The sequence below is a fragment of the Galbibacter sp. genome (assembly GCF_048266365.1).
Taxonomy (GTDB): Bacteria; Bacteroidota; Bacteroidia; order Flavobacteriales; family Flavobacteriaceae; genus Galbibacter.
Genome location: NZ_JBLWZP010000005.1, coordinates 38,040 through 52,560, shown reverse-complemented (window position 1 = coordinate 52,560; position 14,521 = coordinate 38,040). Strand labels below are relative to the sequence as shown.

Sequence of the window (14,521 nt, the reverse complement as noted above, 5' to 3'; positions counted from 1 at the left end):
TTTGGCTCAAGGGGTGATATAAAAAGTTAGATTCTCATACCTTTGTACTTCGTTCTTACTGAAAAAAACAAAGGTCGAAGTTTGTTTTAGAACTCGACTAGTAAACAAATTCATATGAGTAAAAATATCCGTAGAAGAGAAGCTTTAGTGTATCATGCTAAGCCTCAGCCTGGGAAAATCAAGATTGTTCCAACAAAGCGTTATTCAACACAACGCGATTTAGCCTTGGCATATTCCCCTGGTGTTGCCGAGCCTTGTCTTGAGATAGCCAAGGATAAAGAAAATGCTTATAAGTATACTACCAAAGGGAATTTGGTCGCTATAATTACTAATGGAACCGCAGTTTTAGGTTTAGGTGATATTGGACCAGAGGCCTCTAAACCAGTGATGGAAGGAAAGGCCTTGCTGTTTAAAATCTTTTCAGATATCGATGGTATCGATATTGAATTGGACACCAAGGATATCGATAGATTTGTTGAAACTGTAAAAACTATTGCACCTACCTTTGGAGGGATTAACCTAGAGGATATCAAAGCTCCAGAAGCTTTTGAAATTGAGAGAAGATTAAAAGAGGAGCTGGATATTCCAGTAATGCATGATGATCAGCATGGAACAGCTATCATTTCTGCTGCTGCGCTGTTGAATGCCTTAGAGCTTGCAGAAAAGAATATAGAATCCGTAAAGATTGTCATTAGTGGTGCAGGAGCTGCTGCTGTTTCTTGTACAAGACTTTACAAAGCCTTCGGTGCTAGATCAGAGAACATTGTGATGTTGGATAGTAAAGGCGTGATTCGAAAAGATCGCGATGGATTGTCAGCTGAGAAGTTAGAGTTTGCCACCGATCGAAAAATTGACACCTTAGAAGAAGCGATGGTGGATTGTGATGTATTCGTAGGTTTGTCTATAGCTGATATTGTCTCTGTAGAGATGTTAAAAGCAATGGCTCCAAATCCTATTGTTTTTGCCATGGCAAATCCAAATCCTGAAATCAGCTATGATTTGGCTATGGATGCCAGAGAGGATATCATCATGGCTACGGGTCGTTCAGATCATCCCAACATGGTGAATAATGTGCTTGGATTTCCTTTTATCTTCCGAGGGGCGTTAGATGTACGGGCGACCAAAATCAATGAAGAGATGAAAATGGCCGCGGTTAAAGCCTTGGCCGATTTAGCTAAAGAAGCAGTTCCAGAGCAGGTTAATATTGCTTATGGAGAAACCAAACTGAACTTCGGCAGGGATTACATTATACCTAAACCATTTGATCCTCGCTTAATTGCAAGAGTACCACCAGCGGTGGCTAGGGCTGCCATGGAAAGTGGAGTTGCTAAAGCACCAATAGAAGACTGGTCGAAGTACGAAGATGAGCTACTCCAACGTTTAGGTAATGACAATAAAATTGTTCGTCTGTTGCACAATCGTGCTAAAACAAACCCTAAAAGGATTGTCTTTGCCGAAGGTGATCATTTGGATGTTTTAAAAGCAGCTCAAATCGTACATGATGATGGTATTGCCAAACCAATCCTTCTAGGGAGAAGAGAGGTGATTTTGGAGCTTATGAAGGAAATTGACTTTGAGGCTGATATTGAAATTATAGATCCAAAAGACGAAAAGTGTATTGCTAAAAAAGATCACTATGCTGAAAAGTATTGGGCTACTAGAAAACGCCATGGTGTAACGTTATATGATGCACAGACGAAATTGCGAGAGCGGAACTACTTTGCTGCAATGATGGTTAACGAAGGCGATGCAGATGGATTAATATCTGGTTACTCAAGGTCTTATCCTACTGTTGTTCGCCCTATGTTGGAACTCATCGGCAAAGCTCCTGGTGTAAGCAAGGTCGCTGCAATGAACCTTATGATTACCCAGCGAGGTCCAATGTTTCTATCGGATACTTCAATCAATATAGATCCTACCGCGAAAGAACTTGCTAAAATAGCGCAAATGACCGCTACTACGGCAAGAATGTTTGGTGTTGAGCCTGTTATTGCCATGTTGTCGTATGCGAACTTTGGTTCTTCGAAAGACATTCGGGCCAATAAAGTTGGAGAGGCTGTTGCCTATTTGCACCGGCATTATCCGGAAATTTTGGTTGATGGGGAGCTGCAGTCAGATTTTGCGCTCAATAGAGAATTGTTACAAAGTAAATTCCCATTCTCTAAGTTGGCAGGACTCAAGGTGAACACCTTAATTTTTCCAAACTTGGATTCAGCAAACATCACCTACAAAATGATGAAAGAATTGTACGAGGCGGATTCAATCGGACCTATTTTATTGGGAATGAACAAGCCAGTTCATATTCTTCAATTAGGAGCTGCTGTGGAAGAGATCGTAAATATGACAGCTGTTGCAGTAGTTGATGCACAGGAAAAAGAGAAAAAGCAGAAAGCATCACAAGCCTAAGGGTTTTTAAGATTAAGTTCTTAATATGTTCGATACTCCAAATGTGGTTTAATTTAATTACATTTGGAGTATTAACATTTATTTAAGTAATGATTACACAGCTCAAAGGCAAATTAGTAGAGAAAAATCCAACCGATGTAGTGATTGATTGTAATGGCGTAGGTTATCAGGTCAATATATCACTATATACCTACTCGAAGATTACTTCTCAGGAGCAAATACTCTTATTTACCCATTTATTGGTAAAGGAAGATTCACATACACTTTACGGTTTTGTCGATAAAGCAGAGCGTGAAATTTTCCGACTGCTGATTTCTGTGTCTGGAGTAGGTGCAAGCACTGCTAGAACCATGTTAAGTTCCTTAAATCCTGTGGAAGTCAGGGATGCTATTGCAACTGAGGATGTTTCAACCATTCAATCTGTTAAGGGAATTGGCGTTAAGACTGCTCAACGCGTAATTTTGGATTTGAAAGATAAGATCATAAAAATATACGATATTGACGAAGTTTTTGTAAGTTCGAGTAATACTAATAAAGATGAAGCGTTAACAGCGTTAGAAGTATTAGGTTTTTCTCGTAAACAAGCAGAGAAGGTGGTTGAGAAAATTGTTAAAGAAAAAACCGATTTAAGTGTCGAAGATATTATAAAAGACGCGCTTAAAAACCTATAACCAACTTGAAAACTAAATTAGGCCCTAAACTAATTAGACACCCTTATTGGGTACTCTTGGTGTTCATGCTATTGCTGTGCACCAATACACTCTATGCGCAAGAAGTGCCTGAGACTTCTCAGGATTCAACGCAAACTGGGGCGGCCTTAGGTCGTATAGAACTTAAGGATCCCGAAAGCATTTCGTCCAAATACACTTACGATCCTGTTACGGACAATTATATTTACACACAAACAGTAGGTGGGTATGATATCAAGTACCCCGTAATTTTATCTCCAGAACAATACCAAGAACTCATCTTAAAGGAACAGATGAACAATTATTTTCAGGATAAAATTGATGCTATTTCCGGGAGAGGAGCTAACGAGGAATCTCAGAAAAATCTCCTTCCTAATTTCTATGTCAATTCTGATTTCTTTGAAACCATCTTTGGAGGGAACACGATCGAGGTTATTCCCCAAGGGTCAGTAGCAATGGATCTCGGGGTGCGATTTCAAAAGAATGACAATCCTGCCTTGTCGCCCAGAAACCGAAGTAATATTTCGTTTGATTTTGATCAGCGGATCTCACTTAGTTTGATGGGTAAAGTTGGAGAACGACTTTCCATCAATGCGAATTACGATACAGAAGCCACCTTCGATTTTCAGAATTTGATCAAATTAGAGTATACACCTGACGAAGATAATATAATTCAAAGCATAGAGGTGGGTAATGTGAGTATGCCAATAAATAGTAGTCTTATAAGTGGTGCCCAGAGTTTATTCGGAATTAAAACGGCACTGCAATTTGGACGAACCACAATTACTGGAGTGTATTCAGAACAACGTTCACAAAGTAGAAATGTTGTGGCACAAGGGGGAGGAACCATTAACGACTTTGAAATCATGGCTCTGGATTATGATGAAGACCGCCACTTTTTTCTATCACACTTTTTTAGAGACCAATATGATACTGCTTTAGAGAATTACCCTTATATACGAAGTCAAGTTCAGATTACACGTATCGAAGTTTGGGTAACCAATAGGACTCAGAGAACACAGAATGTTAGAAATTTGGTTGGCCTACAGGATTTAGGGGAACCCGATCCAGTGAACACACGTATTAGTGATCAGGCGCCCGCTGGTTTTTTTAATAGTGGGAATTCCCTGCCTTCTAACCAGGCGAATGATTTTAATCCGTTTGGAATAGAATCTGGTAATTCTGTTCTAACAGCTGCAGTTCGCGATATCGCAACAGTGCAACAAGGGTTTAATATACCCAATTACTCACCAAATCAGGGTTACGATTATTCAATTCTGGAGAATGCTCGTAAGCTGGAACCTAATCGGGAATATACACTCGATCCAAAGTTGGGTTATATATCCTTAAACCAACGCCTTAGTAATGATGAGGTCTTGGCGGTTGCCTATCAATATACCTATCAAGGTGCGGTGTATCAGGTTGGAGAATTTGCAAACGACGGAATAAATGCCACTGAATTTGAAGAGTCCAACGGGATTGTAACACAGGTTAATCCACAGGCGCTAGTGGTAAAAATGCTTAAGAGTAATATTACCGAGGTAAGAGACCCTATTTGGGATTTGATGATGAAAAACTTTTATTCGACATCAGCATTTCAACTTTCCCAAGAAGAATTTAAACTTAACATACTCTATACTGACCCTTCTCCTATTAACTATATTTCTCCAGTTGATGAGGCCACCTGGCCCGCAGGTTTAGAAGAAAAAATACTGCTAAATGTCTTTAATTTTGACCGACTAAACACCTATAACGATCCTCAAAATGGAGGTGATGGTTATTTTGATTTCCTACCAGGGATTACAGTAGACACACAAAACGGTATCATAAAGTTTACCAAGGTGGAGCCTTTTGGAAAATATCTGTATGAAGTTCTTGGAGGTGGTGGAAATTATGATGATCAAACGGGTTATATCCCAAATAATGACAACCAGAAGAAATACGTGTACAGAAACATGTATAAGGTTACCAAGTCCGCCTCTCTTGAAAATGCTGAAAAGAATAAATTTATGCTAAAAGGGAGGTATAAGTCAGAAAGCTCAGGAGGTATTCCGCTTGGAGCCTTTAATGTTCCGAGAGGTTCTGTACGTGTGACTGCCGGGGGGCGTATGTTACAGGAGGGTATTGATTATACAGTAAATTATCAAGCAGGAACTGTTCAGATTTTGGATCCTGGCCTTAGGGCCTCTAACACGCCAATTGAGGTATCTGTAGAGAATAACGCAGTCTTTGGCCAACAAACCAGAAGGTTTTCTGGAATTCATGTCGAACATCAGTTTAATGAGAAATTCTCCTTAGGAGGTACCTTTTTGAACATGAATGAAAGACCCTTGACGCAAAAATCGAATTTCGGAGTAGAACCAGTGAACAACACCATTTTCGGACTCAATGGAACCTATTCCACAGAGATCCCGTTCTTAACCAGAATGGTGAACAAATTACCAAATATTGATACTGATGTTGCCTCTAATCTATCCCTTAGAGGTGAGTTTGCCTATTTATTACCAGGTGCACCCAAAAGCGCTAATTTCGATGGAGAAATAACCTCTTATTTAGACGACTTTGAAGGGGCACAATCGTTTATTGATATACGATCAGCCTTAGCATGGTCATTGGCAAGTGTGCCAAGAGTGCCAGAGAAATTCGGGGGTCAATTGAATAATGACGATATTGGATCTAGGCACAACAGAGCGAAATTGTCTTGGTACACCATTGATCCTATCTTTTATAGTTCTCAGCGCCCTGGAGGTGTTTCTAGTGATGACATTTCATCCAATGAAACTCGCCGTATTTTTATAGATGAAATTTTTCCACAACAGGATATTGCTCAAGGTCAGACTTTGGTGCAACCCACTTTAGATATTGCATATTATCCACAAGAAAAAGGGCCTTATAACGACAACCAAAGTTTTGAAGACCTTCCAACAGATGAGCGATGGGGAGGAATTATGCGCTCGATAAACAGTACAAACTTTGAACAATCTAACGTAGAGTATATTCAATTCTGGATGCTCGATCCTTATTATAAGGATGGAGTACTGCAAGGAGATGAAGGTGAGCTGGTTTTCAATCTCGGAAAGGTTAGTGAAGATATCTTAAAAGACGGTCGAAAACAATATGAAAATGGTTTGCCACTAGAGCAAAACCCCGCACTTGTCAATACCACCAATTTTGGAAAAGTGCCTTCTACCCAGTCGCTGGTCTATGCATTTAATGCAAACGCAGGTGATAGGACTAGGCAAGACGTAGGATATGATGGCTTGACTAATGAAGAGGAAGCTAACTTTTACAGTAACCCTGGGCCCGATCCAGCGTTGGATGATTATCAATTTTATCTAGATGCTACAGGAAGTATACCGAATCGGTATAAAAATTATAACAACCCCGAAGGAAACTCTCCTGTAGAGGTTGGAGATAATAACCGTGGTTCTACGACCTTGCCCGATGTGGAGGATATCGATAGAGACCTTACCATGAATACGGTGGAAAATTATTTATCGTATTCAATTGATATAAAACCTGGTTTGAGTCGTAACGATAAATTCGTAACCGACATTCGGGAGGTAGAGATCGAGGCTCCTAATAGGGATACTTACAGAGTGCGTTGGATTCAATTCAAAGTGCCAATTGCCCAGTATGATGACACTGGAGAGGATATTGATGAGCAAGCGATCTTGAGATCTATGAGTTTTATGCGAATGTATCTTTCTGGTTTTGATAAAGAAGTCGTATTACGTTTTGCGACCTTAGATCTTGTTAGGGGAGATTGGAGGCTCTATTCCAACAGCCTTCAACCTGATGTAGATAATGACCCAGGCGATGATAATACTGTGGTGGACGTAAAGACAGTCAATATACAGGAGAATGAACAACGGACACCGATTCCATATAAATTGCCTCCCGGGGTAGTTCGTGAACAGTTGAATAATAACAATACCATTATTCGTCAAAATGAGCAATCCTTATCATTTGCGGTAGAAGGTTTGGAACCTATGGATTCTAGAGGAGTTTTTAAGAATGTAGACATCGATGTGCGTCAATACAAGCGACTTAAAATGTTTATACATGCTGAGCGCTATAAGGATATCCCTGTTGCTGATGGGGATTTAGTAGCCTTTTTACGTCTGGGAACGGATTTTACTCAAAACTACTATCAAGTGGAGATTCCCTTACAAATCACTCCGGGGCAAACTACAGACCCTGCTACGATTTGGCCGAATATCAATAATATAGACCTTCCGTTGTCCTTGCTTTCTAAAATTAAAGCGCAAGGAATTGCCGATGGAACCCTTCACCAGGCGAGCTTTTACGATGAGAATGGAAATCCTATAGATGAATTCGAAAAGCTTGAGGTTGGTCAGATGAAAGTGGCTATTAAAGGTAATCCTAGCCTTGGAAATATTCGAGCTTTGATGGTTGGGTTGAAGAACCCAAATACCGGTGCAGGTGCCGACGTTAGTGGTGAGGTGTGGTTTAACGAGTTACGCCTTGCAGAACTGGATAACCAAGGAGGCTGGGCTGCAGTTGCAGCCATGGATTTAAATATTGCGGATTTTGCTAATATTTCTACCACTGCAAATATGAGCACTTCTGGTTTTGGTAGTATTGACCAAATGCCTGGAGAACGAAGTTTGGAAAATATACGGGGATATGCCCTGAATAGTAATGTAAATTTAGGCCAATTGCTACCCAAAGGCTGGGGCGTACAATTGCCGATGAACTACAGTGTTTCTGAAGAATTAATAACTCCGGAATTCGATCCACTTTATCAAGACCTCAGATTAGAGGATCGTATAGATGCGGCAGAAACTTCTGCTCAAAAGGACGCGATTCAAAATCAGGCAGAGGATTACACCAAGCGAAGAAGTATTAACTTTATCGGGGTTAGAAAAAACAGGGGAGAAGAACAAAAACCAAGGGTTTATGATATTGAAAACTTCACTTTTAACTTGGCCTACAATCAAATGGAACACCGAGATTACGAAATTGAAAATCTCGAAGATCAACATGTTCGTGCGGGAATAGTTTATAGTCATTCCTTTAAGCCCTTAGATATAGCACCTCTGAAAAATGCGGACTCCTTGCTCAATGATAAGTATTGGAGCTGGTTAAAAGACTTCAACTTTAATTTATTGCCTACCAGTATTTCATTAAACTCTAACATCAATAGGAATTTAAATCGACAATCGTTTAGACAGGTTATTGAAGAGGGAATTGATTCGGACTTTTTAGGGCTTCCAGAGGTGCAACAACGCAACTATATGTTCGACTGGCAATACGCCATTAATTACAATCTTACCAAATCTTTGCAGTTTAACTTTACGGCTTCAAACAACAGTATTGTAAAAAATTATTTTTCTCAGGGAGAAGATGGAGAACAACTGGTCAATAGAGATCTAGCGATATGGGATGGTTTCTGGGATGTGGGTGATCCGAATCGTCACGCCCAACAACTACAGGTGAATTACGATCTTCCATTTGATAAGTTTCCTTTCTTGGATTTTATGTCAGCAACCTACGCCTATACGGGTAGCTTCGACTGGCAAAGAGGGAGTGATGTATTGACGGAAATTGCTGGAGAGCAACTCAATACCATTCAAAACGCCAATACTCATAATTTTAATGGGGCATTGACCATGGATAAATTGTACGCTAGTTTAGGATTGAAACGTAAAAGCGGTGGAGCGAGCAACTCCAGAGGAGCGCTCCCAATTGCTAACCCTAATGCTGCAGCTTCAACAACAGAGTCAAAGCAGAAAAAGTATGGGATGTACAATACCTTTATCGACCTGGCTACTATGGTCAAACGGATTAATGTGAGTTATTCCGAAAATCGAGGTAAAGTACTACCAGGATACACCCCGTCAATTGGTTTTATAGGAACCCTTAAACCTTCTTGGGGATTTGTGTTTGGAAGTCAATCGGATATCCGCTACGAAGCTGCTCAAAAAGGATGGCTGACTAGCTTCCCGGAATTTAACGATCAATATATGTCCAGAAAGGCGAATCAATTAAATATCGCTGCGAATATTCAGCCGATTCAGGATCTGACCATTGATCTGGTCGCGGACAGACAGTATTCAGAGTCTTACGCTGAGAATTATACCATTGAAGATCTTAACGCAGATGGCATTTTGGACTACAACGCCTTGATTCAGAATAAATACGGTGATTTCTCCATATCCAGTCTTATGCTACGTACGGCATTTGACCAGTCTGAGGAAACACAGTCTGAAACCTTTAGTAAGTTTAGTGAAAATAGAATTGTCATCGCACAGCGATTGGCTGGTGTTCCAATAAATCCAAATGCAACGGAGTATCCACAAGGGTATGGTCCAACAAATCAATCCGTATTATTGCCCGCATTTGTTTCAGCATACACGGGTCAAAGTGCGGCTTCAGTCAGCACAGCGATCTTTAGGAATACACCAGTTCCAAACTGGACTTTAAAATATACCGGACTTATGAGGATTGGATGGTTCAAGGATAATTTCCGTAGATTCTCCCTAGCTCATGGTTATCGCTCTAGTTACACTATCAACAGCTTCAGATCCAATTTGGATTATGGTCAAGGTGGACAATTTGATCAAGCGGGTAATTTTAAAAACCCAATTCTCATTACTAACGCTACCTTAGTGGAACAGTTCAATCCACTGATTCGTGTTGACTTTGAGATGGCAAATTCACTCAGTATTTTGGCCGAAATGAGAAAAGATAGAGCACTTTCTTTAAGCTTTGACAATAATTTGCTTACTGAGATGTCTGGTAATGAATATGTAGTTGGACTTGGATATCGCATTCCGAATATTAAATTTGTCACCCATATAGGTGGTAGAAGGAGTGTTATGAGTGGAGATTTGAATCTAAAAGCAGATGTTTCTCTTAGAGACAATATTACGGTGATTAGAAACTTGGATATCAATACCAATCAGATCACCGCAGGTCAAAACATATGGTCTCTAAAATTTACCGCAGATTATGCCCTTTCGAAAAATTTGACTGCTCTTTTCTTTTACGACCATGCCTTTTCTGAATTTAAAGTATCTACAGCATTTCCACAAACAACCATAAGAACTGGGTTCACTTTGAGGTACAATTTTGGAAATTAACAGTATTTCCCTTTGAAATCAAAAAGATAATGAATTACATTTGTCGAGCTAATTAATAATTAAAATGATATGAATATTCCTTCAGAATTGAAATACACCAAAGATCACGAGTGGATCAGAATAGAAGGGGATGTTGTAACAATAGGAGTTACTGACTTTGCCCAGAGTGAATTAGGAGATATTGTTTATGTTGAGGTAGATACTCTTGATGAGACTCTCGATCGTGAAGAGGTTTTCGGGACGGTTGAAGCAGTAAAAACAGTATCTGACTTATTTTTGCCATTAACAGGTGAAATTATTGAATTTAATGAGGCTTTAGAGGATGCGCCAGAACTTGTCAATACAGATCCTTATGGGGAAGGTTGGATGATTAAATTGAAATTTTCTGATCCTTCAGAATTAGATCAGCTATTAAGTGATGCCGATTATAAAGCGCTTATTGCGGGTTAAGAAATCTTATTTCCTTATCATGGCGGTGCTTTGGTTGTTTTTAGTAACCTTGGCATGTTTAATTCCTGCGGGTATAGTAAGGGATGTAGAACCTGTTTTTAAAATTTCAGATAAATTAGCACATGGTTTTTTCTATTTCGTAAATACCATATTGTGTTTCTTATATTTTTATAAGCCCGGATTAAAAGGTATATTGCTTAAAGTTTCACTTTTTTCTTTCGTGTATGGCATAATAATTGAGGTATTACAATTGATGCTGCCATTTGGAAGAAGTGCCGAAATGAATGATGTTCTTGCAAATGGAACGGGTATTCTAACAGCTATTTTGCTTATCCGGTTTGGATTGCTGAAAAGAATGAATAATTAACGTTAGTGCGTTAAAAAAATAGATTTAATTGGAAAATAAGTAAATAAATATTTAAATTAGCAAACAAATAATATAGATTATGGAACTTAAGAAGAATCCAAAAGCCGATATAAGACGTTACAGCGGGGTGCTTTTCGCCCTTGGTCTTGCTGTGGCTTCCGCTCTTATGTGGGCAGCCATTGAATACAAGCAGTATGACAAGGTTGAAAAATTTGATTATGTAATGGAAGTTGATGATCAGCTTGAAGAAGACGTCCCTATGACTGAGCAAATAAAGACACCACCGCCACCACCGCCACCAGCAGCTCCTGAAATAATTCAGGTTGTTGAAGATGAGGAAGAAGTAGAAGAAACTGTGATCGAATCAACAGAAACCGATCAGAACGAAGAGATTGTAGAGGTTGAAGAGATTGTAGAGGTTGAAGTTCCAGTTGATGTGGATGTACCTTTTGCTGTTATTGAAGATAAACCAATGTTCGAACAGTGTAAAAATGTACCGAAGGCTGAACAATTTGCTTGTTTCAAAGAGAATCTTGATAAACACGTAAGGAAAACATTTGAATATCCTGAAATTGCTCAAGAAATGGGAATTCAAGGAAGAGTTTATGTAAGCTTCCGTATTAATAAGGATGGTACGGTAACTGTTCTTAATACTAGAGCTCCGGATAAGAGTTTGGATAAGGAGGCACGTAGAATTATTAATACATTGCCTAAGTTGATCCCAGGAAAACAAAGGGGTAGACCAACTCCTGTAACCTTTGCTTATCCAATCGTTTTCAAATTGAACTAAGCTATTAAATATCATATTATATATAAAAAAGTCTGGATTTCTATTCAGACTTTTTTTATTTCCACACTTAGGGCAGTAAATCATTGGAAAAAATTCTTTTGTACGTTATCTTTGCAGCCGAATTAATCATATAAAGGTGTTTCACGTTTGTTAAAATGTGTAGAACTTATTTGTAATGGCATTGAGTACAGTAACCAATAGAACATTTTCACTTGCGCTTATAGTTGATGATTTTAAGCAGATCACTAAAGTTGGTTTAACTTTAAGTGTTGTGTTTTCATCAGTTATGGGCTATCTTCTGGGTGCTGATATTGTCAGTATAAAGGAGCTTCTTGTTTTAGGTATCGGTGGTTACTTTACCGTTGGTGCTTCAAATATTTTTAATCAAATCATAGAGCGAGATCTTGATAAGCAGATGCAAAGGACGGCCAACCGCCCTATTGCCTCTGGTAGAATGCCTGTAAATATGGCCTTAGCCATTGCGTCGACTTGTGCGATTTTTGGAATTGCAACCCTTTATTACTTGAATCCTAAGACCGCAATGTTTGGAGCGATTTCTATATTTCTCTACACTTGTGTTTATACACCTTTAAAAACAATTACACCATTAGCAGTGTTTGCTGGTGCTTTTCCTGGAGCAATCCCCTTTATGTTAGGTTGGGTTGCTGCTACAAATAATTTTGGGATCGAGCCAGGTACATTGTTTATGATACAGTTCTTTTGGCAATTCCCACACTTTTGGGCAATTGGATGGAAGCTGCATGACCAATACACTAAGGCAGGATTCAAGATGCTTCCCACAGGGAAAAGGGATAAGGCAACGGCATTGCAAATTATCATGTACACCTTATGGATGATATTGGCCTCTGTTTTTCCTGTAACAGGACTAACGGGCTCGCTTCACTTATCCATACCTGCAGCAGTGATTATATTTATATTAGGAGTGATAATGCTGTTATATGCCTTTCGTCTTTATCGAAAACGAGATGATAAATCGGCAAGAGCATTAATGTTGGCTAGCGTTAGCTATATTTCATTAATGCAAATTATATATGTCATAGATAAATTTATAAGTTGATGGATTTAACCCAGGGGAGTATTGAGATGAAGACGGCTAGAGCAAAGAAGATGATGCTTTGGTTCGGAATGATTAGTGTAGCGATGATGTTTGCTGGGCTTACAAGTGCGTACGTGGTAAGTAAATCCAGACCGGATTGGGTCTCTCAAATAGACATTCCAATCGCATTTTTATATAGTACAATTGCAATCGTACTGAGTAGTATTGCTTTTTTTGTAGCAAAAAAAGCTATTCAAAAGGGTGAGCGAGGTAAGGCTACTTCTTTTTTATTAGCTACATTTGTGCTAGGCTTGGTGTTTGTTATTTTGCAATTTCAAGGATTTTCTAAATTCATTGAAGCCGGTTTTTACTTTACCGGAAGTGAGAGTACAATCACAACCTCCTTCTTATATGCGATCATTTTCTCGCATTTAGTGCATTTATTTGGAGGCTTAGTCGTGTTATTGGTAGTAATTTATAATCATTTTAAAGAAAAATATAAACCAGGTCAAACCCTTGGTTTAGAGTTAGGTGCGATGTTTTGGCACTTTCTTGACTTTTTATGGGTTTATTTGATTCTATTTTTCTATTTCTTTAGATAAAGAAAAAACGTAAATTTGACAAATTTTTAAATATTAAGAATACTCTAACATTTATGGAAGCTACTGTTACAACAGGTTCTGAAGAAAAAGTATGGAGTGGTGGAAATCAACCGATGGGAGCCAGCTACGGAAAGATGATGATCTGGTTCTTTATCTTATCTGATGCACTTACTTTTTCAGGATTTTTATCCGCTTATGGTTTTTCTCGTTTCAAATTTATTGATAGCTGGCCAATTGCCGATGAAGTGTTTAATCACTTTCCGTTTTTACATGGTGTAGACGCACCTATGTATTACGTGGCTCTAATGACTTTTATATTGATTTTCTCTTCAGTAACTATGGTACTTGCCGTGGATGCTGGGCACCAAATGAAACAAAAGAAAGTTACCTTTTATATGCTACTAACCATTATTGGTGGTTTGATATTTCTTGGCTCGCAGGCTTGGGAGTGGAAAAATTTCATTAAAGGGCAATACGGAGCAGTTGAAACGAATTCTGGACGAATTTTCCAATTTGTCGATGCTAGTACCGGAGAGCGTGTTGCGCTTGGAGATTTTGCAGTTCCATTACATGGAGAGCGCGCAACCCACACTGCTAATAAAGGAGTCTGGTATGAATCAGAAACTACACTGACATCAGTATCTCTTGAAGAGGTTATTGCAGGTTTCGAAGCTAATCCTAATATTGTAGTAAGAACAGAAAAAAGTATCGAAGAGGGTATTGGTAAAGTTACCTTAGATCGTCAGCAGACTGCAGAAACTTTGAAAAAGGCTGTGGCTGTCGTTGAAGGAGCGAACCTTGTACATAATGAGTACGGTCACCCACTATTCGCGAATTATTTCTTTTTTATCACTGGATTCCACGGATTCCATGTATTTACCGGGATTTGTATCAATATCTTGATTTTCTTCAACGTGATCTTAGGAACTTACGAGCGAAGAAACAGTTATGAAATGGTAGAAAAGGTTGGTCTTTACTGGCACTTTGTAGACCTTGTATGGGTCTTTGTATTTACCTTCTTCTATCTTGTATAATTAATATTATTTATTAA

The 14,521-nt window shown here is 39.0% G+C and carries 9 protein-coding genes; all 9 read left to right on the top strand.

What is annotated here, in order from left to right; all coding sequences use genetic code 11:
* Positions 1–114: 114 nt before the first annotated feature.
* The 9 genes from ACN0TV_RS09235 to ACN0TV_RS09195 all read left to right on the top strand — a co-directional run bounded on the left by ACN0TV_RS09235 (position 115) and on the right by ACN0TV_RS09195 (position 14,504).
* A complete protein-coding gene (locus ACN0TV_RS09235; protein WP_417362319.1) occupies positions 115–2,406 on the top strand; it encodes an NADP-dependent malic enzyme in 2,292 nt (763 codons plus the stop codon).
* Positions 2,407–2,495: 89 nt separating this feature from the next.
* Positions 2,496–3,077: a Holliday junction branch migration protein RuvA gene (gene ruvA / locus ACN0TV_RS09230; RefSeq protein ID WP_417362318.1), complete on the top strand. Its 582-nt coding sequence runs from the start codon at positions 2,496–2,498 to the stop codon at positions 3,075–3,077.
* A gap of 65 nt (positions 3,078–3,142) precedes the next feature.
* Positions 3,143–10,204 carry a cell surface protein SprA gene (gene sprA / locus ACN0TV_RS09225; RefSeq protein WP_417362688.1) on the top strand — a complete coding sequence of 2,354 codons (7,062 nt, stop codon included), beginning with the start codon at positions 3,143–3,145 and terminating at the stop codon, positions 10,202–10,204.
* A gap of 69 nt (positions 10,205–10,273) precedes the next feature.
* Positions 10,274–10,654, top strand: coding sequence for a glycine cleavage system protein GcvH (gcvH, locus tag ACN0TV_RS09220; RefSeq protein WP_417362316.1), 381 nt, complete (start codon positions 10,274–10,276; stop codon positions 10,652–10,654).
* A complete protein-coding gene (locus ACN0TV_RS09215) occupies positions 10,623–11,021 on the top strand; it encodes a VanZ family protein (protein WP_417362314.1) in 399 nt (132 codons plus the stop codon). Before gcvH ends, ACN0TV_RS09215 begins: the two co-directional genes overlap by 32 nt.
* A 79-nt stretch (positions 11,022–11,100) precedes the next feature.
* Positions 11,101–11,811, top strand: a complete 711-nt coding sequence (locus tag ACN0TV_RS09210; RefSeq protein WP_417362312.1) for an energy transducer TonB — start codon at positions 11,101–11,103, stop codon at positions 11,809–11,811.
* Between the two features lie 175 nt (positions 11,812–11,986).
* Complete coding sequence (gene cyoE, locus ACN0TV_RS09205; protein ID WP_417362310.1) at positions 11,987–12,889, top strand: heme o synthase; 903 nt, start codon at positions 11,987–11,989, stop codon at positions 12,887–12,889.
* The gene (locus ACN0TV_RS09200; RefSeq protein WP_417362308.1) at positions 12,889–13,470 is read left to right on the top strand and encodes a cytochrome c oxidase subunit 3; all 582 of its coding nucleotides are present in this window, start codon (positions 12,889–12,891) and stop codon (positions 13,468–13,470) included. Before cyoE ends, ACN0TV_RS09200 begins: the two co-directional genes overlap by 1 nt.
* A gap of 53 nt (positions 13,471–13,523) precedes the next feature.
* Positions 13,524–14,504: a cytochrome c oxidase subunit 3 gene (locus ACN0TV_RS09195; RefSeq protein WP_417362306.1), complete on the top strand. Its 981-nt coding sequence runs from the start codon at positions 13,524–13,526 to the stop codon at positions 14,502–14,504.
* The last annotated feature ends 17 nt before the right edge of the window (positions 14,505–14,521 follow it).

Excerpts from the sequence above, each read along its gene's own strand:
- ACN0TV_RS09235 (WP_417362319.1), top strand. The coding sequence starts at position 115 with ATGAGTAAAAATATCCGTAGAAGAGAAGCTTTAGTGTATCATGCTAAG.
- ruvA (WP_417362318.1), top strand. The coding sequence starts at position 2,496 with ATGATTACACAGCTCAAAGGCAAATTAGTAGAGAAAAATCCAACCGAT.
- sprA (WP_417362688.1), top strand. The coding sequence starts at position 3,143 with ATGCTATTGCTGTGCACCAATACACTCTATGCGCAAGAAGTGCCTGAG.
- gcvH (WP_417362316.1), top strand. The coding sequence starts at position 10,274 with ATGAATATTCCTTCAGAATTGAAATACACCAAAGATCACGAGTGGATC.
- ACN0TV_RS09215 (WP_417362314.1), top strand. The coding sequence starts at position 10,623 with ATGCCGATTATAAAGCGCTTATTGCGGGTTAAGAAATCTTATTTCCTT.
- ACN0TV_RS09210 (WP_417362312.1), top strand. The coding sequence starts at position 11,101 with ATGGAACTTAAGAAGAATCCAAAAGCCGATATAAGACGTTACAGCGGG.
- cyoE (WP_417362310.1), top strand. The coding sequence starts at position 11,987 with ATGGCATTGAGTACAGTAACCAATAGAACATTTTCACTTGCGCTTATA.
- ACN0TV_RS09200 (WP_417362308.1), top strand. The coding sequence starts at position 12,889 with ATGGATTTAACCCAGGGGAGTATTGAGATGAAGACGGCTAGAGCAAAG.
- ACN0TV_RS09195 (WP_417362306.1), top strand. The coding sequence starts at position 13,524 with ATGGAAGCTACTGTTACAACAGGTTCTGAAGAAAAAGTATGGAGTGGT.